23 protein-coding genes are annotated in these 20,152 nt (G+C 56.3%); 16 read left to right on the top strand and 7 right to left on the bottom strand.

The window, feature by feature from the left end:
• Position 1 precedes the first annotated feature (1 nt).
• On the top strand, positions 2–355 hold the full coding sequence (locus LC417_RS15540) for a gamma-glutamylcyclotransferase (RefSeq protein ID WP_010256451.1): 354 nt from the start codon (positions 2–4) through the stop codon (positions 353–355).
• Positions 356–414: 59 nt separating this feature from the next.
• Here LC417_RS15540 and ppa read toward each other — a convergent pair whose 3' ends face one another.
• The 3 genes from ppa to LC417_RS15525 form a co-directional block, all read right to left on the bottom strand.
• The gene (gene ppa, locus LC417_RS15535; protein WP_003855519.1) at positions 415–945 is read right to left on the bottom strand and encodes an inorganic diphosphatase; all 531 of its coding nucleotides are present in this window, start codon (positions 943–945) and stop codon (positions 415–417) included.
• Positions 946–1,045: 100 nt separating this feature from the next.
• The gene (locus LC417_RS15530; protein ID WP_003855520.1) at positions 1,046–1,495 is read right to left on the bottom strand and encodes a DUF441 domain-containing protein; all 450 of its coding nucleotides are present in this window, start codon (positions 1,493–1,495) and stop codon (positions 1,046–1,048) included.
• 61 nt (positions 1,496–1,556) lie between these two features.
• Positions 1,557–1,967, bottom strand: a complete 411-nt coding sequence (locus LC417_RS15525) for a lysozyme inhibitor LprI family protein (protein WP_182505014.1) — start codon at positions 1,965–1,967, stop codon at positions 1,557–1,559.
• Between the two features lie 169 nt (positions 1,968–2,136).
• On the opposite strand from LC417_RS15525, the gene LC417_RS15520 reads away from it, so the two are divergent.
• Positions 2,137–3,696 carry a methyl-accepting chemotaxis protein gene (locus LC417_RS15520; RefSeq protein ID WP_010256457.1) on the top strand — a complete coding sequence of 520 codons (1,560 nt, stop codon included), beginning with the start codon at positions 2,137–2,139 and terminating at the stop codon, positions 3,694–3,696.
• A gap of 63 nt (positions 3,697–3,759) precedes the next feature.
• Here LC417_RS15520 and fbp read toward each other — a convergent pair whose 3' ends face one another.
• Entirely contained in the window at positions 3,760–4,767 is a 1,008-nt protein-coding gene (gene fbp, locus LC417_RS15515) for a class 1 fructose-bisphosphatase (protein ID WP_010256459.1), read from the bottom strand.
• A gap of 168 nt (positions 4,768–4,935) precedes the next feature.
• Between fbp and mpl the strand changes: the two genes are divergently transcribed.
• Both mpl and LC417_RS15505 read left to right on the top strand, forming a co-directional pair.
• Positions 4,936–6,288, top strand: coding sequence for a UDP-N-acetylmuramate:L-alanyl-gamma-D-glutamyl-meso-diaminopimelate ligase (gene mpl / locus LC417_RS15510; protein WP_010256463.1), 1,353 nt, complete (start codon positions 4,936–4,938; stop codon positions 6,286–6,288).
• A gap of 352 nt (positions 6,289–6,640) precedes the next feature.
• Positions 6,641–7,381, top strand: coding sequence for an oligogalacturonate-specific porin KdgM family protein (locus LC417_RS15505; protein WP_223566117.1), 741 nt, complete (start codon positions 6,641–6,643; stop codon positions 7,379–7,381).
• Between the two features lie 40 nt (positions 7,382–7,421).
• Here the strand turns inward: LC417_RS15505 and yjgA are convergent, their stop codons facing one another.
• Positions 7,422–7,967, bottom strand: a complete 546-nt coding sequence (yjgA, locus tag LC417_RS15500) for a ribosome biogenesis factor YjgA (protein WP_010256467.1) — start codon at positions 7,965–7,967, stop codon at positions 7,422–7,424.
• Between the two features lie 115 nt (positions 7,968–8,082).
• Here yjgA and pmbA point away from each other — a divergent pair, with 115 nt between their 5' ends.
• The 11 genes from pmbA to LC417_RS15445 all read left to right on the top strand — a co-directional run bounded on the left by pmbA (position 8,083) and on the right by LC417_RS15445 (position 17,780).
• Complete coding sequence (pmbA, locus tag LC417_RS15495; RefSeq protein ID WP_223566116.1) at positions 8,083–9,423, top strand: metalloprotease PmbA; 1,341 nt, start codon at positions 8,083–8,085, stop codon at positions 9,421–9,423.
• Between the two features lie 63 nt (positions 9,424–9,486).
• Entirely contained in the window at positions 9,487–9,873 is a 387-nt protein-coding gene (gene cybC, locus LC417_RS15490; protein ID WP_010256473.1) for a cytochrome b562, read from the top strand.
• Positions 9,874–10,168: 295 nt separating this feature from the next.
• Positions 10,169–10,516 carry a glycine dehydrogenase gene (locus LC417_RS15485; protein WP_022623928.1) on the top strand — a complete coding sequence of 116 codons (348 nt, stop codon included), beginning with the start codon at positions 10,169–10,171 and terminating at the stop codon, positions 10,514–10,516.
• Between the two features lies 1 nt (position 10,517).
• Positions 10,518–10,874, top strand: coding sequence for an SFCGS family glycine-rich protein (locus LC417_RS15480; protein ID WP_010256477.1), 357 nt, complete (start codon positions 10,518–10,520; stop codon positions 10,872–10,874).
• A 2-nt stretch (positions 10,875–10,876) separates the two neighbouring features.
• The gene (locus LC417_RS15475; protein ID WP_010256479.1) at positions 10,877–11,176 is read left to right on the top strand and encodes a DUF4312 family protein; all 300 of its coding nucleotides are present in this window, start codon (positions 10,877–10,879) and stop codon (positions 11,174–11,176) included.
• Positions 11,177–11,304: 128 nt separating this feature from the next.
• Positions 11,305–12,081: a DUF4311 domain-containing protein gene (locus LC417_RS15470; protein ID WP_010256480.1), complete on the top strand. Its 777-nt coding sequence runs from the start codon at positions 11,305–11,307 to the stop codon at positions 12,079–12,081.
• An 11-nt stretch (positions 12,082–12,092) separates the two neighbouring features.
• Positions 12,093–12,734, top strand: coding sequence for a DUF4310 family protein (locus LC417_RS15465; RefSeq protein WP_010256482.1), 642 nt, complete (start codon positions 12,093–12,095; stop codon positions 12,732–12,734).
• Positions 12,735–12,777: 43 nt separating this feature from the next.
• A complete protein-coding gene (locus tag LC417_RS15460; RefSeq protein WP_050679845.1) occupies positions 12,778–13,908 on the top strand; it encodes an amidohydrolase/deacetylase family metallohydrolase in 1,131 nt (376 codons plus the stop codon).
• Positions 13,892–15,013, top strand: coding sequence for a DgaE family pyridoxal phosphate-dependent ammonia lyase (locus LC417_RS15455; RefSeq protein ID WP_033769812.1), 1,122 nt, complete (start codon positions 13,892–13,894; stop codon positions 15,011–15,013). Before LC417_RS15460 ends, LC417_RS15455 begins: the two co-directional genes overlap by 17 nt.
• Positions 15,010–15,750: a KDGP aldolase family protein gene (locus LC417_RS15450; protein ID WP_223566115.1), complete on the top strand. Its 741-nt coding sequence runs from the start codon at positions 15,010–15,012 to the stop codon at positions 15,748–15,750. Before LC417_RS15455 ends, LC417_RS15450 begins: the two co-directional genes overlap by 4 nt.
• Positions 15,751–15,857: 107 nt before the next feature.
• A complete protein-coding gene (locus tag LC417_RS15445) occupies positions 15,858–17,780 on the top strand; it encodes a transcription antiterminator (RefSeq protein ID WP_031594357.1) in 1,923 nt (640 codons plus the stop codon).
• 9 nt (positions 17,781–17,789) lie between these two features.
• Here LC417_RS15445 and LC417_RS15440 read toward each other — a convergent pair whose 3' ends face one another.
• Positions 17,790–18,689, bottom strand: a complete 900-nt coding sequence (locus LC417_RS15440) for a LysR family transcriptional regulator (protein WP_010256496.1) — start codon at positions 18,687–18,689, stop codon at positions 17,790–17,792.
• A gap of 129 nt (positions 18,690–18,818) precedes the next feature.
• Between LC417_RS15440 and LC417_RS15435 the strand changes: the two genes are divergently transcribed.
• On the top strand, positions 18,819–19,523 hold the full coding sequence (locus LC417_RS15435) for a pirin family protein (RefSeq protein WP_033758884.1): 705 nt from the start codon (positions 18,819–18,821) through the stop codon (positions 19,521–19,523).
• A 52-nt stretch (positions 19,524–19,575) separates the two neighbouring features.
• Here LC417_RS15435 and dolP read toward each other — a convergent pair whose 3' ends face one another.
• Positions 19,576–20,148, bottom strand: coding sequence for a division/outer membrane stress-associated lipid-binding lipoprotein (dolP, locus tag LC417_RS15430; RefSeq protein ID WP_010256504.1), 573 nt, complete (start codon positions 20,146–20,148; stop codon positions 19,576–19,578).
• Positions 20,149–20,152: the final 4 nt, after the last annotated feature.

Raw genomic sequence — 20,152 nt, 5'->3', positions numbered from 1 at the left:
AATGCGAATAATTGTCTACGGCAGTTTACGGCGCAAACAGGGAAACAGTCACTGGATGACGAATGCGCAGTGGCTGGGTGATCACCAGATTGAAGGCTTTGAGCTTTACAGTCTGGGCCATTATCCCGGCGTGATTGAGGGCAATGGAGCGGTACATTGTGAGGTGTACCGCATTGATGCCTCAACCCTTGCGGAGCTGGATGCGCTTCGCACCAAAGGGGGAGAGTACAAACGTTATCTGACTCAGACGCCGTTTGGCAGTGCATGGCTTTATGTCTATCAACGCTCAGTGGCAGGACGCCAGCGCATCATGAGTGGTGACTGGCTGAAGCGCGATGAGGAGCCAGAGGCCTGAACAAAAACACCGTCCATCCGGACGGTGTTTTTTTTTCGACTCACAAACCGGCAGCAGAATTACTTCTTCTGTGCGCGCTCGTAAGAGGAGATGATTTCAGCTTTAGCGGCTTCGGCATTATCCCAGCCATCCACTTTCACCCATTTGCCTTTTTCCAGATCTTTGTAGTGCTCAAAGAAGTGGGTGATCTGTGCACGCAGCAGTTCTGGCAGGTCGTTCACATCTTTGATGTGATCGTACTCTTTAGAGAGTTTGGTGTGCGGAACGGCAACCAGTTTGGCATCTTCGCCAGACTCGTCGGTCATTTTCAGCACGCCAACCGGACGGCAGCGGATCACTGAGCCTGGAACCAGTGGATACGGGGTCGGAACCAGTACGTCAACCGGATCACCATCCAGAGAAAGGGTATGGTTGATGTAGCCGTAGTTGCACGGATAGAACATGGCGGTAGACATGAAACGGTCTACAAACAGGGCACCAGACTCTTTATCAACTTCATATTTGATCGGATCAGCATTCGCTGGGATCTCAATGACAACGTAGATATCTTCTGGCAGGTCTTTACCTGCTGGCACCTGGTTCAAACTCATCTGGCATTCCTTCAGTAGTCGTATGTTGAGTGTCGGCTATTATAGCCAACTGACTCTGAAAGTATGCCCCCTTTTTGGCGTTTCGGAATGCGCCCAAACGCTACTTAGCCGCCACAAACAGCGAAACAATGCCTGCGGCAATCAGTGGTCCTACCGGCACCCCTCGGAAGAACGCCACGCCAATCACTGTACCAATCAGCAGACCACCAATCACCGAAGGCTGGACGCTCATAAAGTTCACGCCACGGCCGCCCAGCCAGGCGACAAAGATCCCCACCAGAATCGCCACAATCGACTTCCAGTTAGCAAACGACTTGATCAGCGCAGAGGCGGGCAGTGAGCCGCTTGCCAGCGGGGCCATCACCGCCACGGTAAGAATAATGATGCCTAAGGTAATGCCCTGTTTTTCTACGTAGGGGAAGAACTGAGCCAGCGGGGTAATTTTAATCGCCAGCAGCACCAGAATTGAAATTGTGACCGCGTTGTTGTGAACGAAATAACTCAGCACGGCAAGGCAAATCAGAATGATGGTCGAGGCGTAAGCAGCCATGGTTTCTCCCTGAAGGTTAATGAGCGCGCTGACTTCAGCCAGCGCTAAAGCCGGTTATCGATCAGCAGTCATCGGGGTTAGCACAGCTGCCTTTACCAAGTGACTGCAACATCAGTGCCTGATTGCGCACCAGGCTCAGGCTCTGAGCGCTCAGCGCCACGCTGCCCAGCGTGCCTTGTGAACTGAGCTGGCTGCGGCTCGCCTCAAGCCAGCTGTCGCGGTAGCTCATCCAGGCGCGTTGCGCGGCACGCAGTTTGTTTTTAGGTTCGCCGGAGAGGGTTTTCATCAGTTTGTTGTACTGCTTATTCATCTCCTGATCCCAGGCCCGATTGGCCGCAGCGTAGCACTGGTTCATGGCAAGGGTAGTCGAGGCGTCATTGAGGCAGCGATCGGGCGAGGCGTCTGTCGGCAGATCCTCTGCCAGCACCGCTGTGCTGAGGCACAGCAGCATCAGAAGTAATCCTGGTTTCATTCTTTTCTCCGGATAACGGATAAGCGGCGATTAGCTTGATGGATGTTCCCGTGATGATCAAGTTGTTAACACTAATCAGGGTTAAAGTTTCGCGCCGTTACTGCCGATACTTCATCCGTTTTAGGGCCGCTGGAAAATTTGCCTTTTCACATACACGGAAACTATCTGGATGAAACAGTTATCACTTCGCACGGGGTTGCTGGCATTGCTGGCATTTATGACACTGCTGCTGTTGGCGGTGAGTTTTATGGGTATCGTGGCAATTAACAAAGGGAATCGCTCGCTGGATGTGATCAACCGCATTCAGGGGATCGAGCTGAACAGTCTTTACCAGAGCAATGCCGATCTGATGCGGGCCCGCGCTAACGCCGCGCTGGCGGTGCGTAAAATTGAAATTGGTTTACTGGAAGAGGGGGCGGCAGTAACAAAACTGTCGCAGGCGGATGTGGTCTCATCACAGCAAAGCCTGAAGCGCTTTGTAGACGCCGGAACGGTGACGGCGCACGGCAAAAAGCTGGCCGATGCGGTTTCGGCCAGTTACAAAGCCTATCTCGATCAGGGCATCAAACCAATGATGAACGCCCTGGATAAGCAATATACCGACGAGTATTACCAATTGCTGGAAGGCAACCTGGCGACGCTGGCGGCCAGCTATAACAAGGCCGTCACGGACTTCAGTCAGCTGGCCGATCAGATCACGCAGGCCCAGCTGGCGCAGGCGGCCTACAACGAAACCAAAATGAAAATCCTGATCGCCGTGGCGGTGGTATTAACACTGCTGCTGCTGGTGCTCGCCTGGCAACTGCTGCGTAGGATGCTGCTGCAGCCGCTGAACCTGGCCATTCTCCATCTTGAGCAGGTCGCGGCGGGCGACCTCTCGCAGGCGCTGCCACCGTCGGGCAACAATGAGCTGGGGCGGCTTAATCATGCGCTCGCCGGGATGCAGCAGTCGTTGCGTACCTCGGTGAGTCAGGTGCGCGAAGCGAGTATGCAGATCGACATCGGCAGCCGTGAACTGGCCGCGGGCAACGTCAATCTGTCGCAGCGTACCGAAGAGTCCGCCGCCTCGCTGGAGCAGACTGCCGCCAGCATGGAGCAGCTCACGGCAACCGTGCGGCTTAACGCCAGCAATGCCCAGCAGGCGCACCAGCTGGCTAACGCGGTCTCTGATACTGCCGATCGCGGCGCGGAGGTGGTCTGCTATGTGATGGAAAAAATGCATGAGATTACCGACAGTGCCAATCGTATCGGCGACATTCTTGGCGTGATTGATGGTATCGCCTTCCAGACCAATATCCTGGCACTCAACGCCGCCGTTGAAGCGGCGCGCGCAGGCGAGCAGGGCCGTGGCTTTGCGGTGGTGGCAAACGAAGTGCGCACGCTGGCACAGCGCAGCGCTAACGCGGCCAAAGAGATCCGTACGCTGATTAGTGATTCACAGTCGAGGGTGAAAGAGGGCAGCGAGATGGCGACGCGGGCCGGGGAAACCATGGATGAGATTTCTGGTGAGGTCATGCGCGTAACGGCACTGATGAAAGAGATCTCGATGGCCTCTGACGAACAGAGCCGTGGCATTGAGCAGGTTAATCTGGCGGTCACACAGATGGATGCGGCGGCGCAGCAGAACGCGGCGCTGGTGGAGCAGGCAACCGCCGCGACCCAGTCGCTGGAAGCGCAGTCCGATCAGCTTCAGGCAACCATGGCGCAGTTCAGGTTGCAGACGGCGTAAAAACAGCAAGGGCGCGAAAATCGCGCCCTTGCTTTTTATATGACTTTTTATACCACTGCCGGATTAACCCTGACGGCAATCCGGGAACTCGGCCAGGAAACGCTCAACGTCGTTCACCATCGCCTCGTTACCGCAGTAGAACGGGCAGCGCTGGTGCAGCGTGACCGGTGGAATATCCAGAATACGCTTCTGACCGTCGCTGGCTTTACCGCCCGCCTGCTCTGCCAGGAACGCCATCGGGTTGCACTCATACAGCAGGCGCAGCTTACCCTGAGGATGGCTGGCAGTGCTTGGGTAGAGGTAGATGCCGCCTTTCAGCAGATTACGATGGAAATCCGCGACCAGCGATCCGATGTAACGTGAGGTATAAGGACGGTGCGTTGGCAGATCCTCTTCCTGACAGAACTTCAGATATTTCTTCACACCCTGCGGGAAACGAATGTAGTTACCTTCGTTAATGGAGTAGGTGTAACCCGTTGGTGGATAGGTCATACGTTCGTGACTGAGGCAGAACACACCCAGAGACGGATCGTAAGTAAACGCATGCACGCCTGCACCGGTGGTATAAACCATCATGGTGGAGGAGCCGTAAACCACGTAACCGGCAGCGACCTGCTTGTTGCCTGGCTGCATGAAGTCCGCTTCAACAACCGGCGTACCCGGCTCGCTGACGCGGCGGTAGATAGAGAAAATGGTGCCGACGGAAACGTTAACGTCGATGTTAGAAGAACCATCCAGTGGATCCATTAACACCACGTACTTACCGTTTTCTTCACCTTCAAAGATCACAAACTCGTCTTCTTCCTCAGAAGCGATACCGGCGACGATGCCGCGTGCTTTCAGTGCTGCCTTCAGTTTCTCGTTGGCAAACAGATCAAGTTTCATCTGCTGCTCACCCTGAATATTCTCGACGCCGCTGGCACCCAGAATATCCACTAAACCGGCTTTGTTGATATCGCGGTGGATGATTTTGGCACCCAGCTTAATAGCGGAAATCAGCGCTGTCAGTTCACCTGTAGCGTGCGGAAAGTCATGCTGCTTCTCGACGATAAATTCGCCCAACGTTTTCATAACACATTCCCTGAATCTTCGATGGAGTGGCAGCACGCGTAACAGTCTGCCAACGGATGCGTACGCAGTTTAGCCGATTGAACTTCAAAAACCATAGTCCTAATCCGTTTCTTCCATCTGCGAGCGGCGTTACACTGTGCGCCGAACTTTTGAGTAATGGATCACGTAATGCGCATTCACATCCTCGGGATTTGTGGCACTTTTATGGGCGGTCTGGCGATGCTGGCCCGTTCACTTGGTCATCAGGTGACCGGGTCAGACGCCAACGTTTACCCACCTATGAGTACTCTGCTTGAACAGCAAGGTATTGAATTAACAGAAGGTTACGACGCCAGTCAGCTTGACCCGGTGCCTGACCTGGTGATAATCGGCAACGCGATGACGCGGGGTAATCCTTGCGTGGAAGCGGTGCTGGAACGCAACATTCCTTACCTCTCTGGCCCGCAGTGGCTGCACGATTTCGTGCTGCGCGATCGCTGGGTGCTGGCGGTCGCGGGAACCCACGGCAAAACCACCACAGCCGGCATGGCAGCGTGGATTCTTGAGGCCTGCGGCCTTGAGCCAGGCTTTATTATTGGTGGTGTGCCCGGAAACTTCGATGTCTCGGCAAAATTAGGAAAAAGTCCATTCTTCGTGATTGAGGCGGATGAGTACGACTGCGCGTTTTTCGATAAGCGTTCCAAGTTTGTCCATTACTGCCCACGTACGCTGATCCTCAATAATCTTGAGTTTGATCACGCCGATATCTTTGACGATCTGCGCGCGATCCAGAAGCAGTTCCACCATCTGGTGCGGATCGTACCGGGCCAGGGCAAGATCCTGCTGCCGGAACATGATCCTAACCTCAAACAGGTGATGGCGATGGGCTGCTGGAGCGAACAGGAGAACGTCGGCGAGCACGGGCGCTGGCAGGCGAAGAAGCTCACCAACGATGCGTCTCACTGGGAAATCTGGCTCGACGGCGAAAAAGTCGGGGAAGTGAACTGGGCGCTGGTGGGTGAACACAATATGCACAACGGGCTGATGGCGATCGCTGCCGCGCGCCATGTGGGTGTGAAGCCGGAAGATGCAGGCCAGGCGCTGAACAGCTTTATCAATGCGCGTCGACGGCTGGAGCTGCGCGGCGAAGTGAACAGCATCAAAGTCTATGATGACTTCGCCCACCATCCGACCGCGATTCTGGCGACGCTGGCTGCCCTACGTAGCAAAGTTGGCGGCAGAGCGCGTATCCTGGCTGTGCTGGAGCCACGCTCTAATACCATGAAGATGGGCGTCAGCAAGAACGATCTGGCACCGTCGCTGGCGCGTGCTGATGAGGTCTTTCTGTTCCAGCCGCACCATATTCCGTGGCAGGTATCTGATGTCGCAGAAGCGTGCATTCCGCCTGCACACTGGAGCGCGGATATCGATACCCTGGTGGAAATGGTGGCCAAAGCCGCTCAGCCAGGCGACACGATTCTGGTCATGAGCAACGGCGGGTTTGGTGGCATCCACCAGAAGCTGCTGGACAGGCTGGCATAATGTCACAGGCGCCCGTTTCGGGCGCTTTTTTAAAAGCATTATCCCCGGAAATATTATTCCCTCAATAAATCCCGCATATTTTTGAATTCGATCTGCTCACTCTTCCTGCCGTTGCCATATTTTTCTTATTAGTGTCTGAAACAGAAAGGCCGCTCTCGCCGGTTATTTCTAGCATCATCCCTGTAGTAACTGAGGAATAATAATTAACGCGTTAAAGTTAAAGGAATAAATAACAGGTTCTCTTTATGCGCGATCTTATATTGATGAGGTTTTTAAATATAAGTTAACTCTGGGTTAAACGAATGAGTTCGGATAATTCATTGCTCTGATTACCACTAATAAGGATGTTCATATGGGAAATAATAATTCATTGTCGTTTTTGCTGGGCGCCGCGTTGTTATGCAGTTCTGCTGCGGCGCTGGCCACGGCCACCGTTGATTACCGGCATGAGTACCGCCTTCGCGACCGCACGCACTACGACAAGCTGGGTCTGAGCACCACGCTGCCGGACAATATGTTTCTCGGGGTCGAAACCAAATTCAAAACCGGCGGCGCCGATCCAAAAGACAAATATTATAACGACACCGTGTTAAACGTAGTGGAGGTGACCTTTCTTAAGTCGTATTACTGGGGGAACTGGATAGTGTCGCCTTTTATTCAGCCAGAATTTAACTCCTCGCGCACTGAATGGAAATTTGGTGTGGCACCCTGGTATAAATTTAATGATCGCTGGTCTCTCGGTGGCCTTTATCGTCTTGAGCTGACCGATTATGCGCATGACGATCAATGCCGTACCGGAGGTATTGATTATTGCGATACTGACCGGCATCGCACTGCCAACCGTTTTGATCTCTATCTGCGAAATAAAAGCGATCGGCTGACCACCACCTATAAGCTGGTGTATAAACACGCGGATGCGAAACTCTTTGCCAATAAACATGATGATTACGAACAGGAGTTACAGTTCGATTATGCGCTTGGCAACGATCGCGTCTGGGTGCCTTACGTCACCTTTGGCGATATCGGTCGTTCTGCGACATCGAGCGAACGCCAGCTGCGGCTGCGCACCGGTATTCTCTATATCTATCGATAAATGCGCTGCCGGGAGGCGGGCGAGGCTGCCCGCCATGGCGTTACTTCGCTTCGGCCAGTTCGCGCAGATACTGGAAAATCTGACGGGCAGACTTCGGCGGCTTGCTGCCCGCTTTCTCTTTCTGCGCGTTACGGATCATGCTGCGTAACTGCTGACGATCGGCATCGGGATAAAGCGCAATCACGTCGCCCATCGCTTCATCACCCTGTTCAATCAGACGATCGCGCAGCATTTCCAGTTTATGGAACAGCGCAACCTGCTGGTTATGCCGATTATTGAGCTTATCCAGCGCAACGCGGATCGGCTCCACATCAATACTGCGCAGCAGTTTACCGATCAGCTGCAGCTGACGGCGGCGACCCTCTTTCTTGATGCGCTGTGCCAGTTCAACTTCAGTACGCAGGCGCTCATCCAGCGGGATTTTATCCAGCGAGTTTTTACCCAGATCAACCAGTTCGGCACCCAGGCGCTTTAACTCTTCTGCATCGCGTTTAATTTCACTCTTACTGACCCAGATAATCTCTTCATCTTCTTCTTCGTCATTATCTGGCACATCGTCGAGCCACTCATCGGGCTGTTTGGTCATTTCCGGGCTCCCAAAAAAAAGAGGCTAATCCTACCAGTTTATCGGGTGACTGCGAAATTGTTCTCTGACTCTGATAGACTCAAATCATTCACACATAAGATTAGACGGCAGGTCGATGAACGTATCTACTCAGGTTGCAGAACAGCGAAAAGTACTGGAGCAGGCCATTGCGCAGGCACTTGAACTGGCTAAAGCAAGCACTGACAGCGCGGAAGTGGCAGTCAGTAAAACCACCGGCATCGGGGTCAGCACCCGCTATGGCGAAGTGGAAAACGTCGAATTCAACAGCGACGGTGCGCTGGGCATCACCGTCTATCATCAGAATCGTAAAGGCAGCGCCTCATCGACCGACCTCAGCCCGGACGCGATCAAACGCACCGTGCAGGCGGCGATTGATATTGCGCGCTATACCTCGCCCGATCCCTTCGCCGGTCCGGCCGACGCAGAGCTGCTGGCCTATGATGCGCCAGACCTGGATCTCTACCATCCGTGGGAGATTGATGCTGACCGCGCCATTGAACTGGCTGCGCAGGCGGAACAGGCATCACTGCGCGCCGACAAGCGTATTACTAACACTGAAGGTGGCAGCTTCAACAGCCACGTCGGCATCAAAGTCTTTGGCAACAGCCACGGTATGTTACAGAGCTACTGCTCAAGCCGTCACTCGCTCTCCAGCAGCGTGATTGCCGAGCAGGATGGCGACATGGAGCGCGACTACGCCTACACCATTGGGCGCGCGTTTGAAGATTTGAAGAGCCCGGAGTGGGTTGGTGCAGAGTGCGCGCGCCGCACGCTCTCCCGTCTGGCACCGCGTAAACTTCCGACCATGAAAGCCCCGGTGATTTTCGCCTCTGAAGTGGCAACCGGCTTATTTGGTCATCTGGTTGGCGCGATCAGCGGCGGCAACGTTTACCGTAAATCGACCTTCCTGCTGGATTCTATGGGTCAGCAGATCCTGCCGGAGTGGCTCACCATCAATGAACAGCCGCATCTGCTGAAAGGGCTCGCCTCCACGCCATTCGACAGCGAAGGGGTGCGTACCCAGGCGCGCGACATCATCAAAGATGGCGTGCTGCAGACCTGGCTGTTAACCAGCTACTCAGCCCGCAAACTGGGCCTGACCAGCACCGGTCACGCTGGCGGCATTCATAACTGGCGCATTGCGGGCCAGGGCCACAGCTTTGACGACCTGCTGAAGCAGATGGGCACCGGGTTAGTGGTGACCGAACTGATGGGACAGGGCGTCAGCGCCATTACCGGTGATTACTCACGCGGTGCGGCCGGGTTCTGGGTCGAGAATGGCGTTATTCAGTACCCGGTCAGCGAAGTGACTATCGCCGGAAATCTCAAAGAGATGTGGCGCAATATGGTGACCATCGGTGACGATATTGAAACCCGCAGCAATATCCAGTGCGGTTCAGTGTTACTGCCTGAGATGAAGATAGCGGGACAATAAAGATGGATTCCTGAAGCAGCCGGTTGGCTGCTTTTTTTTCATCACAATAAAAAGGAAGTAATGATGCGTAAGCATGTGATTGCAATGTTGTCGGCTTCTCTGTTGTTCTCCAGCGTCAGTCTCTATGCGGCGGATCTGGAGCAGGATATGGATACACTGAATGCGAACCTGAAAATCGTCAAAAAAAGTGACAATGCTCAGGAGATGCAGCAGGCGTTAACCAAAATGCGTGCCGCAGCGCAGGATGCGCGACAGGGCACGCCGGATAAGCTGGAAGGCCAGCCGGCTGACAGCCCACAGGTGAAAGATTTCCATGCCGGTATCGACTCACTGATCGCGCAGATCGATGTGGTCAGCGCGCTGGCGAAAGCCAACAATGTGGACGGGGCGAAACGCGAAGCAGCGAAGTTCGACGACATCCGCAATACCAACCATAAGAAATTCCGTTAATCAGATCGCCGGCCAGCCAGGCCGGCGGTTTTTTACCATCACTTCTGCTTATCACCGCACCCTGAACCCCCGCGCGTCCGGCTTGTCGCCGCACAACATCACCGTCTTACACGGTTAAATCCATCAAATTACGCATTCTGCGACGCGTGTCGCACTAAGCATGCAGCCTGCGATCTGACGCACAACCTTCACTTCAATTTCCACTTGCTGCTGGAAATGTTGCCTCTCCACAGCCGGGGCGATGACCGCTAATTTGTTTTTAACGCGAATTATCCGGTTTAACAGGAGTAGCAAGGTGAGTAATAACGGCGTCCCGGTGTATGAAGCGGCACCTGAGAAAGTGCAACAGCTGGCTGACAGCGTGATGACGCAGATTGCTGCGATCTATCAGCAGCAGGGTATTCAGCCCAATGCGGTTCAGCAGCAGATGCTGCAATCGCATGTCGGTGCCATGGCGTCACGCTCGCTGAGCGGTGAGCCGCTGCCGGAAGTGGAAGCGGAGCTGTTTGAGGATATTCCGCCGGAAACGTTAGCGCTGGCGCAGCAGGTCGTCGATCTGTTTGGCAATCTGCCCCGCGAAGAGGCCTGGCTGCTGTCAGTGCATATTGAAGTCGCGCGATCAAACAACCAGAGAGGAACATAAGATGGTAACAGTAGTGATTGGTGATCGTTTAGGTAAAGGACAGAAAGTGGCGGCGGGCATCGAAAAAGCGGGTGGCCGTGCCGTCGTGGTGCCAGGTGTCGCCGCTGACATGAAACTGGGTGACGTGATGAAGGCGGAAAACGCCGATTTCGGCATCTCGTTCTGCGGCAGCGGCGGCGCCGGTGCTATCACCGCTCAGAACAAATATGGCTACAAAGCAAAGCATGGCATGCGTTCTGTCGACGAAGGCGTCACCGCCATTAATGAAGGTGCCACGGTGCTGGGCTTCGGCTTTATGGATAAAGAAGAGTTAGGTGAGCGGCTGGTGCAGGCCTGGAACAAGAAGCACGGCAGCTGATTATGAAAGAACAATACGTTACCCAGGTGACGGTCGAGGGCAAAGGCGACACCAAAGCGAAAGCCTTTGCCGATGCCCTGAGTCGTGTGCAGAACCAGGTTCTGCGCGCGACGCAAAAAATTCTGCTGCGCATTGAACCTCAGGATGTCCGGGTGCTGCGCGCGCAGGAGAGCGTCAAAACCGAGAAGTTTCTCTTCTTCTTTCTGGCGCGCCAACGGCGGAGCTTCAGCGTCACGCTGGAGATCACCGTCAGCGTCACCGTTTTCGACACCGAACAGGTGGCGTTCACGGCGGCATCGTAAAACAGAGCCTGTTAACGCCAGCCAGCCGTTTGCCCGATGCTCTGCTGTCGCGACATCGCGATGATCAGGCGTGGGCGATGCGGCGGCGTGCGATAGGGCAGGTAAAAACGACAACAAGGTACAACAACATGTTTTTAATCATTTTGTTTAAGTCGTTGATCATTGGCGGGCTGGTAGGGGTCGGCGTCGGTGCGGGTGCTGCGCGCATGTTCCACGCGCCAACCACTCAGGGCATGGGCGCTTTCCGTACGCTGGGCGAACTGAACTCGTGCGAGGGCGATCCGGCATCCCACTTCTCCTTTGGTCTTGGCTTCTTTTTCAATGCCTGGGCATCGTCGGTTGCAGCCGGTTCATTCACTCAGGATGTGGATCATCGCATCATTCCAAACTGGGGTGCGGCCGCCTTGATGGTGAAGAATCGTAATGTGGCGGAGACGCTGCACGATCCGAAAAAAATGGCCATCGCCTGCGGCATCATCGGCATGATCGTGGTCGCCTTCCTCAACTCCACCGCCTCGGCTGTTCCGGCTGCGCTGCAGGTCACGGCGGTCAAAGTGCTGGTGCCCGCCGCTAACCTGCTGGTGAACACCGTCATGCCGGTGATCTTCTGGCTGGCGGCGATCGACGCGGGCAGAAAGTCAGGCTTCTGGGCCACCATTTTTGGCGGTCTGGCGCAGCTGATCATGGGCAACGCCGTGCCGGGGCTGGTGCTGGGTATCCTGATCGGTAAAGGCGTGGAAGAGAGCGGCTGGAACCGGGTCACCAAAGTCATGATGACCGCCATCGTGCTGCTGTTTGTGCTGAGCGGCTTCTTCCGTGGTTTCGACATGAAGCTGCTGCAGTCCTTCCAGCTCGGCATTCCCGGCTGGCTCGACATGATCCACAACTCAGTCAGCGGCAAATAAGAGGCGATGCGATGAACGAAAATAAAGGCTTCTGGTACGCCGACTGGTCTTTCCCGATCTTTGTTGGCCTGCTCTCTTCTGGCGTCTTTGCCGGGACACACATGTATTACCTCTATGGCATCGGCGCGTTCAACGAAGTGGCGTTTGTGTCGATGCTGCGCGCAGGCATGGAGACCGGCGTCTACGGCGCGGTCGCCGCCTTTGGTGCCAGCTTCCTGTTCGCTCGTATCATCGAAGGCTCACTGGTGGGCATTCTGGATATCGGCGGGGCGATTCAGACCGGCGTCGGGCTGGGCGTTCCGGCACTGCTGCTGGGTGCGGGCATTGTCTTCCCGGTGGCGAACTTCGCTGCCTCGCTGGCGACGGGCCTGGTAATTGGTGTGGCGATTGGCTACCTGATTATTCTGGCGCGTAAATTCACCATCAATCAGAGCGACTCAACCTACGGCGCAGACGTGATGATGGGTGCGGGTAATGCCTCGGGGCGCTTTCTGGGGCCGCTGATCATCCTGTCAGCCATGGCGGCATCCATTCCGATTGGCCTGGGTTCGCTGCTGGGCGCGCTGCTCTTCTATCTCTGGAACAAGCCCATTACCGGCGGCGCCATCCTCGGCGCGATGATCCTTGGGGCACTGTTTCCGATTGCTCTCTGATCTCACCGGCAGCCCGGCAGCGGGCTGCCGTTAAGGAGAAACCATGTACGACTTGATTATTCGCGGTGCGCGTCTCAGCGATGAGCAGGTGGTCGACATTGCGCTGCAGGATGGCCGTATCGCCGCCATAGGCAAGGTGCAGGGTAACGCGCAGCACGAGCGCGATCTGGCTGGCCGTTACTACCTCAGCGCAGGCTGGATCGACTCCCACGTTCACTGCTATCCCAAATCACCAATTTATCATGATGAAGCGGATGCGATTGGCGTAGCGCATGGCGTCACCACGGTTGTCGATGCGGGCAGCACCGGCGCAGAGCACATTGATGACTTTTACCGGCTGACACGCGCGGCACAGACCCAGGTTTATGCGCTGATCAATATCGCCCGCACCGGCATCGTCACCCAGAATGAGCTGGCTGACATGACGCAGATAGATGGCGAGGCGGTGCAGCAGGCGGTGGCGCGGCTGCCCGATTTTATTGTCGGCCTCAAGGCGCGCATCAGCAGCAGCGTGGTGGGCGAGAATGGTGTGCAGCCGCTGATTAAAGCGAAGGCGATCCAGCAGGAAACCGGCGGGCTGCCGCTGATGGTTCACATTGGCAATAATCCGCCCAATCTCGACCAGATTGCGGATCTGCTCACCACGGGCGATATCATCACGCACTGCTTTAACGGCAAACCCAACCGTATCCTGACGCCGCAGGGCGAACTCAAAGCGGCCGTAAAACAGGCTATCGCGCGTGGCGTCAAACTCGATGTCGGCCACGGCAGTGCCAGCTTCAGCTTTGAAGTCGCCCGCGCGGCGATTGCGCAGGGCATTCTGCCCGACACCATCAGCTCTGACATCTACTGCCGCAATCGTCTGGCCGGACCGGTTCACAACCTGGCGCATGTGATGTCGAAATTTTTCAGTGTCGGTATGACGCTGCCGCAGGTGATTGACTGCGTAACGCTCAATGCGGCGGCAGGACTGCGCCTGCAGCGCAAAGGCCAGCTGAAAGTCGGCTACGACGCCGATCTGACTGTGTTTAGCGTCAAAGAGGAAACCCGGCCATTCATCGATTCAGAAGGTGAACAGGTCGCAGGTGAGAAGCATCTGGTCCCGCTGGCGGCCGTCGTTGCTGGTACGTGGATCGCGACTGAAGAAGGAATAGCGCATGACCTCGGTATATGAAAAGTATGGCCTGAAGCCGGTGATTAACGCCTCTGGCCGTATGACGATCCTCGGCGTCTCTACGCCATCGAGTGAGGTGATCGATACGGTGAAATATGGCCTCGATCACTACTTCGAAATGAAAGATTTGGTGGATAAGACCGGTGCTTATATCGCCGGTCTGCTGAAGGTGGAGAACGCGCTGGTGGTCTCCTGCGCCTCGGCCGGTATCGCCCAGAGCGTGGCGGCGGTGATTGTGAAAGACAACGACTGGCTGGTGGATAACCTGCATGCCGCGCCGCTGACCGTCCCGCATCAGATTGTGGTGCCGAAAGGGCACAACGTGAACTATGGCGCACCGGTCGGCAGCATGGTGGCACTGGGTGGCGGGCAACTGGTGGAAGCGGGTTACAGCAACGAGTGCTCACCCGCCCAGCTTGCGGCGGCGATCACCCCACAGACCGCGGCGATCCTTTATGTAAAATCGCACCACTGTGTGCAGAAGAGCCATCTCGATGTGGCGCAGGCCGCAGCCGTTGCGCGCCAGCATGGCGTCCCGCTGATCGTCGATGCGGCGGCGGAAGAGGATCTGCAATGCTACTACCAGGCGGGTGCCGATCTGGTGATCTACAGCGGAGCAAAAGCGATTGAAGGGCCGACCAGCGGACTGGTGATTGGCCGACACCACTACGTTGAGTGGGTCAAACGCCAGACCAACGGCATTGGCCGCGCGATGAAAGTGGGCAAAGAGGGGATCCTGGGGCTGACCCAGGCGATTGAAAACTATCTGACGCAGCCAAAAATCAGCGGCGCGCAGATGGTGGAAAAAATGACGCCGTTCATTGAACAGCTCAACAGTCTGAATGGCGTGACGGCCCGGGTAGTGTGGGATGCCGCCGGACGCGACATCGCCCGTGCTGAGATCAAGTTCGACGAAGCCGCGATCCAGCAGCGCACCGGCGATCTGGTGCAGGCGCTGAAAAACGGCGATGTGGCGATCTACTTCCGTGGCTACAAAGCCAACGAAGGGATCATTGAGGCGGACGTGCGCAGCGTCAGCGCCGATCAACTGCACACTATTTTCACCCGCATTCAGGCACTGTTAAACGGAGAGAAAAACGCATGACGCTGACCCCCAATTTCTATCAGGATCGTCTCTGCCTTAACGTACTGGCGGGATCGAAAGAGAATGCACGCGCTATCTGGCAGGCGGCAGAAGGGCATGTGCTGGTCGGCGTACTGTCGAAAAACTACGCCAGCAATGAAGCCGCTATCGCCGATATGCGCGAGTATGCCGCGCTGATCGATAATGCGCTCTCGATTGGTCTGGGTGCGGGCGATCCCAACCAGTCACAGATGGTGAGTGAGCTCGCGGCAGTGCTGCAACCGCAGCATGTGAATCAGGTCTTTACCGGCATCGCCACCAGCCGTGCGCTGCTGGGGCAGTCGCAGACGATAGTGAACGGGCTGATCTCGCCCACCGGCACGCCAGGTCAGGTGAAAATCTCCACCGGACCGCGCAGCTCAAAACAGCGTGACGGGATCGTTCCCGTCGAAACGGCGATCGCGATGCTGCAGGATATGGGCGGCAGCTCGGTAAAATATTTCCCGATGGGCGGTCTGCAGGCGGTGGATGAGTATCGCGCTGTGGCGGAAGCCTGTGCAAAACTGGATTTCTGGCTGGAGCCAACCGGCGGCATCGATCTGGAAAATTTCGGTGAGATCGTGCGCATAGCGCTGGAGTCGGGCGTCAGCAAAGTGATCCCGCACGTCTACAGTTCGATCATCGACAAAGCCAGCGGAGAGACCCGCATTGAAGATGTGAAGCAGTTGCTGGCCATCTGTAAAACGCTGCTGGCTTAGAGATCAACACGATCTGCCTGCAACAGGCAGATCGCGCAACATGGACGTTGCGAGACGATCTCCGTAGGCTGATGTTCCCTATTTCTGTCTGCAAACAGGTAACGCTTGTGAGATTTCCCAATCAGCGCCTTGCGCAACTGTTCGATGCCATGCAAAACGAAACGCTGCCTCAGGATGAGCTGGCGCGGCGTTTCGCCGTCTCGACACGCACCGTGCGTACCGATATCACGGCGCTGAATGCGCTGCTGGCAGAACATGGCGCGCAGTTTGTCCTCAATCGCGGCGCGGGCTATCAACTGAAGATTGAGGATGCTCAGCGCTTTCAGCATCTGCAACAGCATACCGCGTCGCCGCTGCGGGTACCGCGCACCTCGCCGGATCGGGTTCGCTACCTGCTGACCCGCTTTCTTACCGCCGCTTATTCCCTGAAACTTGAAGAGCTGGCAGAGGAGTGGTTTGTCAGCCGCGCGACCCTGCAGAATGATATGGCGGAGGTGCGCGAATGGCTGGGGCGCTATCACCTCACCATTGAGAGCAAGCCCCACTACGGCATGAAGCTGTTTGGCAGCGAAGTGGCAATTCGTACCTGCCTGACCGACCTGTTATGGCAAATTGATCAGGCGCAGCCCGAGAGCCCGCTGCTCACAATCGAAGCGCTGAACAGCGGCATGCTGGAGACGCTGCGCCCGCTGCTGCAAAGCTGTTTTGCTCAGCACAACATTCGGCTCAGCGATGAGGGTGAACGCTATCTGCGGCTTTACTGCGCCGTGGCGGTGCGGCGCATCAGTGAAGGCTATCCGCTTAACGATCCGGGTGCAGAGGAGATTGGTGATGAGGTGCGTGAAGCGGCCCATCACCTGATTAATCTGATGCGCCCGCTGGTCAGCAAACCGATTTCACCGGCGGAAGAGAACTGGCTGCGGGTCAATATCGCCGCGCGACGCATTCAGGCGATTGCTCCCAGCGCCATCAATGCTGATGACGCCGACGCGCTGGTGGATTATCTGCTTAGCTTTATCAACACCCATTACAACTTCAATCTGCAAAACGATCAGCAGCTGCGTGCTGACCTGCTCACCCACATCAAAACCATGATTACACGGGTGCGCTATCAGATTCATATTCCCAACCCGCTGCTCAGCAACATCAAACAGCACTATCCCATGGCCTATGATGTCACCTTAGCGGCGGTGACCAGCTGGGGGAAATATACCCCTTACGTCATCACCGAGAATGAGATTGGCTTTCTGGTATTGCATATCGGTGTCGGGCTGGAGCGCCACTATGACGTCGGTTATCAGCGTCATCCGCAGGTGCTGCTGGTCTGCGACAGCGGTAACTCTACGCTGCGAATGATTGAGGCGATGCTGCTGCGCAAATATCCGCAGTTGCAGGTCACGGCCCGCCTGTCCCAGCGCGAGTATGAGGCGCGCAGCCGCATTGACGAAGATTTTGTTATCTCTACCATCCGGCTCAGCGAAAAAGAGAAGCCGGTGGTGGTGATGTCGCCGTTTCCCACCGGTTTTCAGCTGGAACAGATTGGCAAGCTGGTGCTGGTGGACCGTACCCGGCCCTATATGCTGGCGAAATTTTTTGATGCCCAGCACTTTCATATCGTCGACAGGCCGATGACCCAGTCTGAACTGTTTCGCCAGCTGTGCGATCAACTGGAGGCGGAGGGATTTGTGGATGCGGCGTTCTATCCGTCGGTTGAAGAGCGCGAAGCGATTGTCAGCACCATGCTCGGCGAAGGCATTGCGCTGCCGCACTCGCTGGGGCTGCTGGCAAAGAAAACCGTGGTTTACACCGTGCTGGCGCCGCACGGCATCGCCTGGGGAGACGATACCGCCTATGTCATTTTCCTGCTGGCGATCAGCAAAAGTGAATATGAAGAGGCGATGGCGATATACGATCTGTTTGTGACGTTCCTGCGTGAAAGGGCGATGACCCGCCTGCGGGACAGCACCGATTTCACCCGCTTCAGGGCAGTGGCGATGGATTGCCTGAGCCGCTCCTGGCCCTCGCCCTGAATCGGCGCTTTAGTTTTTCTTCGCCAGCAGGCGCGGGATCTCACGCAGGCACCAGGATTTGGCTTCGCCCATGCTGTCACGCCGCCACGCCATAATAATATCGACCTCGCGGGTATATTCCGGACTCACCACCCGCAGACGGCCTTCCGCAATATCCTGCTCTACCAGCGAATAGGGCATGGTCGCCACGCCCAGGCCAGCCAGCAGCGCACGGCGCTTATCGTCCATGCTGCTCACGGTCAGGCGCTGCTGCTTATCCAGTAACTGCACGGTCAGCACCGGACGCTCACGCGCGGTATCTGCGACCGCAATGCCACGGTATTTCACCCGCGTCACTTCAGACTGGGGTTCTGGCTCGTTATGAATCGGGTGGTCAGCACTGGCGACATAGACGCTCATCATGGTGTAGAGCTTGCGGGTATTGATCTCGGTGGAGGCGCGGAAGTGCATATCGGGGGCGATCACGATATCGGCCCGGCCCTGTTCCAGCCGTTCCCACGCGCCCGCCAGCACTTCCGTCACCAGCGAAAATTGCGTATTGGCCTTGTCGGCCAGCCGCGTCACCAGCGGAAACAGCGCATCAACAGGTACCAGTGCTTCGGTGACGATGGTCAGATGGGTTTCCCAGCCACGTGCCAGCGCTTCCGCATCGGTGGTGAGCTTATCGGCCGCTTCCAGCAGCACCCGGCCACGCTCCAGCAGCATGCGTCCCACGTTAGTAAATTTGGTACGGTGACCGGAACGGTCAAACAGCACCACATCCAGCTCCTCTTCCAGCTTTTGCATGGTGTAGCTGAGGGCGGAAGGAACGCGCCCCAGTTCATCCGCCGCCGCGGCAAAACTGCCACGCCGATCAATCGCATCCATAACGCGTAAAGATTCAAGGGTTAACGCACGCTCTTTAGCCATCCCGGTTCTCTGTCAGGAAATTTGAACATGCCCGGCAGATTAACTGGCTAACAATCCGGCGTCCAGACTTTTACCATGGGAGCATATAGTCCGTGGCCGATCCTCGTCACCGGATGCTGGAGGTAAACAATGATAACGACACGCAGTGCGTCCGCATGTGGTCAGGCCGATTTCGGCTGGTTACAGGCGCGCTACAGTTTCTCTTTTGGCCACTATTTTGATCCCAAACTGATGGGGTACGCGTCACTGCGCGTACTGAACCAGGAAGTGCTGGCGCCGGGTGCCGCTTTTCAGCCGCGCACCTATCCACAGGTTGATGTCCTGAACATCGTGCTGCAGGGTGAAGCTGAATACCGCGACAGCGAAGGCAACACCATCAGCGTGCGGGAAGGGGAGGCGCTGCTGCTCTCTGCCCAGCCGGGTGTGAGTTACACCGAAATGAACCTGAGCAAAGATCGACCGCTGACACGCATGCAGCTCTGGCTGGCCGCCTGTCCGGAGCGCGAAAATCCGCGGATGCAGAAAATCGCCCTGACGGATGGCCGGTTGTCCCAGCTGATCGCCTCGCCGGATGGCATGGACGACAGTCTGCAACTGCGTCAGCAGGTGTGGATTCATCAGGTCGAGCTGGCACCAGGCGAAAAGCATGCGCTGCGGTTACAGGGGCCGCGTGCCTATCTGCAGTCGATTCACGGTTCGCTGGAAGCGATGTCCGGCACGGATCATCAGGAGAAGCTGGGCTGTGGCGATGGTGCCTTTTTGCAGGAAGAGAAGCTGTTGCAACTGACGGCGAAAACCGCGACCCGCGCACTGGTCATCGACATTCCCGTCTGAACATCGGGCAATAAAAAAGGCGGCCATGGCCGCCTTTTTTGCGTTTTGCGTACTACTTCAGCATGGTGAAGGCCGTGGTGACGTGCTTCACGCCACTGACGCGGCTGGCGACATCAGCCGCTGCCTGCGCTTCCTGCGGTGTCACCAGACCCAGCAGGAACACTTCGCCATTCTCCGTCGTCACCTTCACGTTGGAGGATTTCACCTGATCGCTGCCCAGCAGCTGCGAGCGGATTTTGGTGGTAATCCAGGTGTCTGACGATGTGGTGCCCAGCGTCACTTTCTGGCCGATACGGATCTCGTTATAGACCTCGGTTGCGCCATCAACGCCCATGGTGATCTGTTTGGCTCGACCGGCGATCTCCTGCGAAGGCGCCTGACCGGTCAGCAACACTTTGCCCTGATAGGCCGTGGCGATAATGCGGGCATCGGTTTTAATCTGCTGATCTTTAGCCAGCGCGTTAGTCACGCGTAGCTCCAGCGTGCTGTCATCAACCTGCGTACCCACCGAGCGTGGATCGGTGGCCGTTTTAGTGGCAACTGCTGCGCCACCCGCCACAACCGCAACGCAGCCCTGCAGCAGCATGGCGGTTAACAGAATAGCTATAGCATTCAATGCTTTCATTCGT

Source organism: Pantoea sp. OVA07A (assembly GCF_019969975.1).
Lineage (GTDB): Bacteria > Pseudomonadota > Gammaproteobacteria > Enterobacterales > Enterobacteriaceae > Pantoea > Pantoea agglomerans.
This window is presented reverse-complemented; position numbering and strand designations above follow the sequence as displayed.

Excerpts from the sequence above, each read along its gene's own strand:
- LC417_RS15520 (WP_010256457.1), top strand. The coding sequence starts at position 2,137 with ATGAAACAGTTATCACTTCGCACGGGGTTGCTGGCATTGCTGGCATTT.
- LC417_RS15525 (WP_182505014.1), bottom strand. The coding sequence starts at position 1,967 with ATGAAACCAGGATTACTTCTGATGCTGCTGTGCCTCAGCACAGCGGTG.
- dolP (WP_010256504.1), bottom strand. The coding sequence starts at position 20,148 with ATGAAAGCATTGAATGCTATAGCTATTCTGTTAACCGCCATGCTGCTG.
- ppa (WP_003855519.1), bottom strand. The coding sequence starts at position 945 with ATGAGTTTGAACCAGGTGCCAGCAGGTAAAGACCTGCCAGAAGATATC.
- pmbA (WP_223566116.1), top strand. The coding sequence starts at position 8,083 with ATGAACGTATCTACTCAGGTTGCAGAACAGCGAAAAGTACTGGAGCAG.
- LC417_RS15465 (WP_010256482.1), top strand. The coding sequence starts at position 12,093 with ATGAACGAAAATAAAGGCTTCTGGTACGCCGACTGGTCTTTCCCGATC.
- mpl (WP_010256463.1), top strand. The coding sequence starts at position 4,936 with ATGCGCATTCACATCCTCGGGATTTGTGGCACTTTTATGGGCGGTCTG.
- LC417_RS15480 (WP_010256477.1), top strand. The coding sequence starts at position 10,518 with ATGGTAACAGTAGTGATTGGTGATCGTTTAGGTAAAGGACAGAAAGTG.
- fbp (WP_010256459.1), bottom strand. The coding sequence starts at position 4,767 with ATGAAAACGTTGGGCGAATTTATCGTCGAGAAGCAGCATGACTTTCCG.
- LC417_RS15435 (WP_033758884.1), top strand. The coding sequence starts at position 18,819 with ATGATAACGACACGCAGTGCGTCCGCATGTGGTCAGGCCGATTTCGGC.
- LC417_RS15440 (WP_010256496.1), bottom strand. The coding sequence starts at position 18,689 with ATGGCTAAAGAGCGTGCGTTAACCCTTGAATCTTTACGCGTTATGGAT.
- LC417_RS15470 (WP_010256480.1), top strand. The coding sequence starts at position 11,305 with ATGTTTTTAATCATTTTGTTTAAGTCGTTGATCATTGGCGGGCTGGTA.
- yjgA (WP_010256467.1), bottom strand. The coding sequence starts at position 7,967 with ATGACCAAACAGCCCGATGAGTGGCTCGACGATGTGCCAGATAATGAC.
- LC417_RS15475 (WP_010256479.1), top strand. The coding sequence starts at position 10,877 with ATGAAAGAACAATACGTTACCCAGGTGACGGTCGAGGGCAAAGGCGAC.
- LC417_RS15505 (WP_223566117.1), top strand. The coding sequence starts at position 6,641 with ATGGGAAATAATAATTCATTGTCGTTTTTGCTGGGCGCCGCGTTGTTA.
- cybC (WP_010256473.1), top strand. The coding sequence starts at position 9,487 with ATGCGTAAGCATGTGATTGCAATGTTGTCGGCTTCTCTGTTGTTCTCC.
- LC417_RS15450 (WP_223566115.1), top strand. The coding sequence starts at position 15,010 with ATGACGCTGACCCCCAATTTCTATCAGGATCGTCTCTGCCTTAACGTA.
- LC417_RS15530 (WP_003855520.1), bottom strand. The coding sequence starts at position 1,495 with ATGGCTGCTTACGCCTCGACCATCATTCTGATTTGCCTTGCCGTGCTG.
- LC417_RS15460 (WP_050679845.1), top strand. The coding sequence starts at position 12,778 with ATGTACGACTTGATTATTCGCGGTGCGCGTCTCAGCGATGAGCAGGTG.
- LC417_RS15540 (WP_010256451.1), top strand. The coding sequence starts at position 2 with ATGCGAATAATTGTCTACGGCAGTTTACGGCGCAAACAGGGAAACAGT.
- LC417_RS15455 (WP_033769812.1), top strand. The coding sequence starts at position 13,892 with ATGACCTCGGTATATGAAAAGTATGGCCTGAAGCCGGTGATTAACGCC.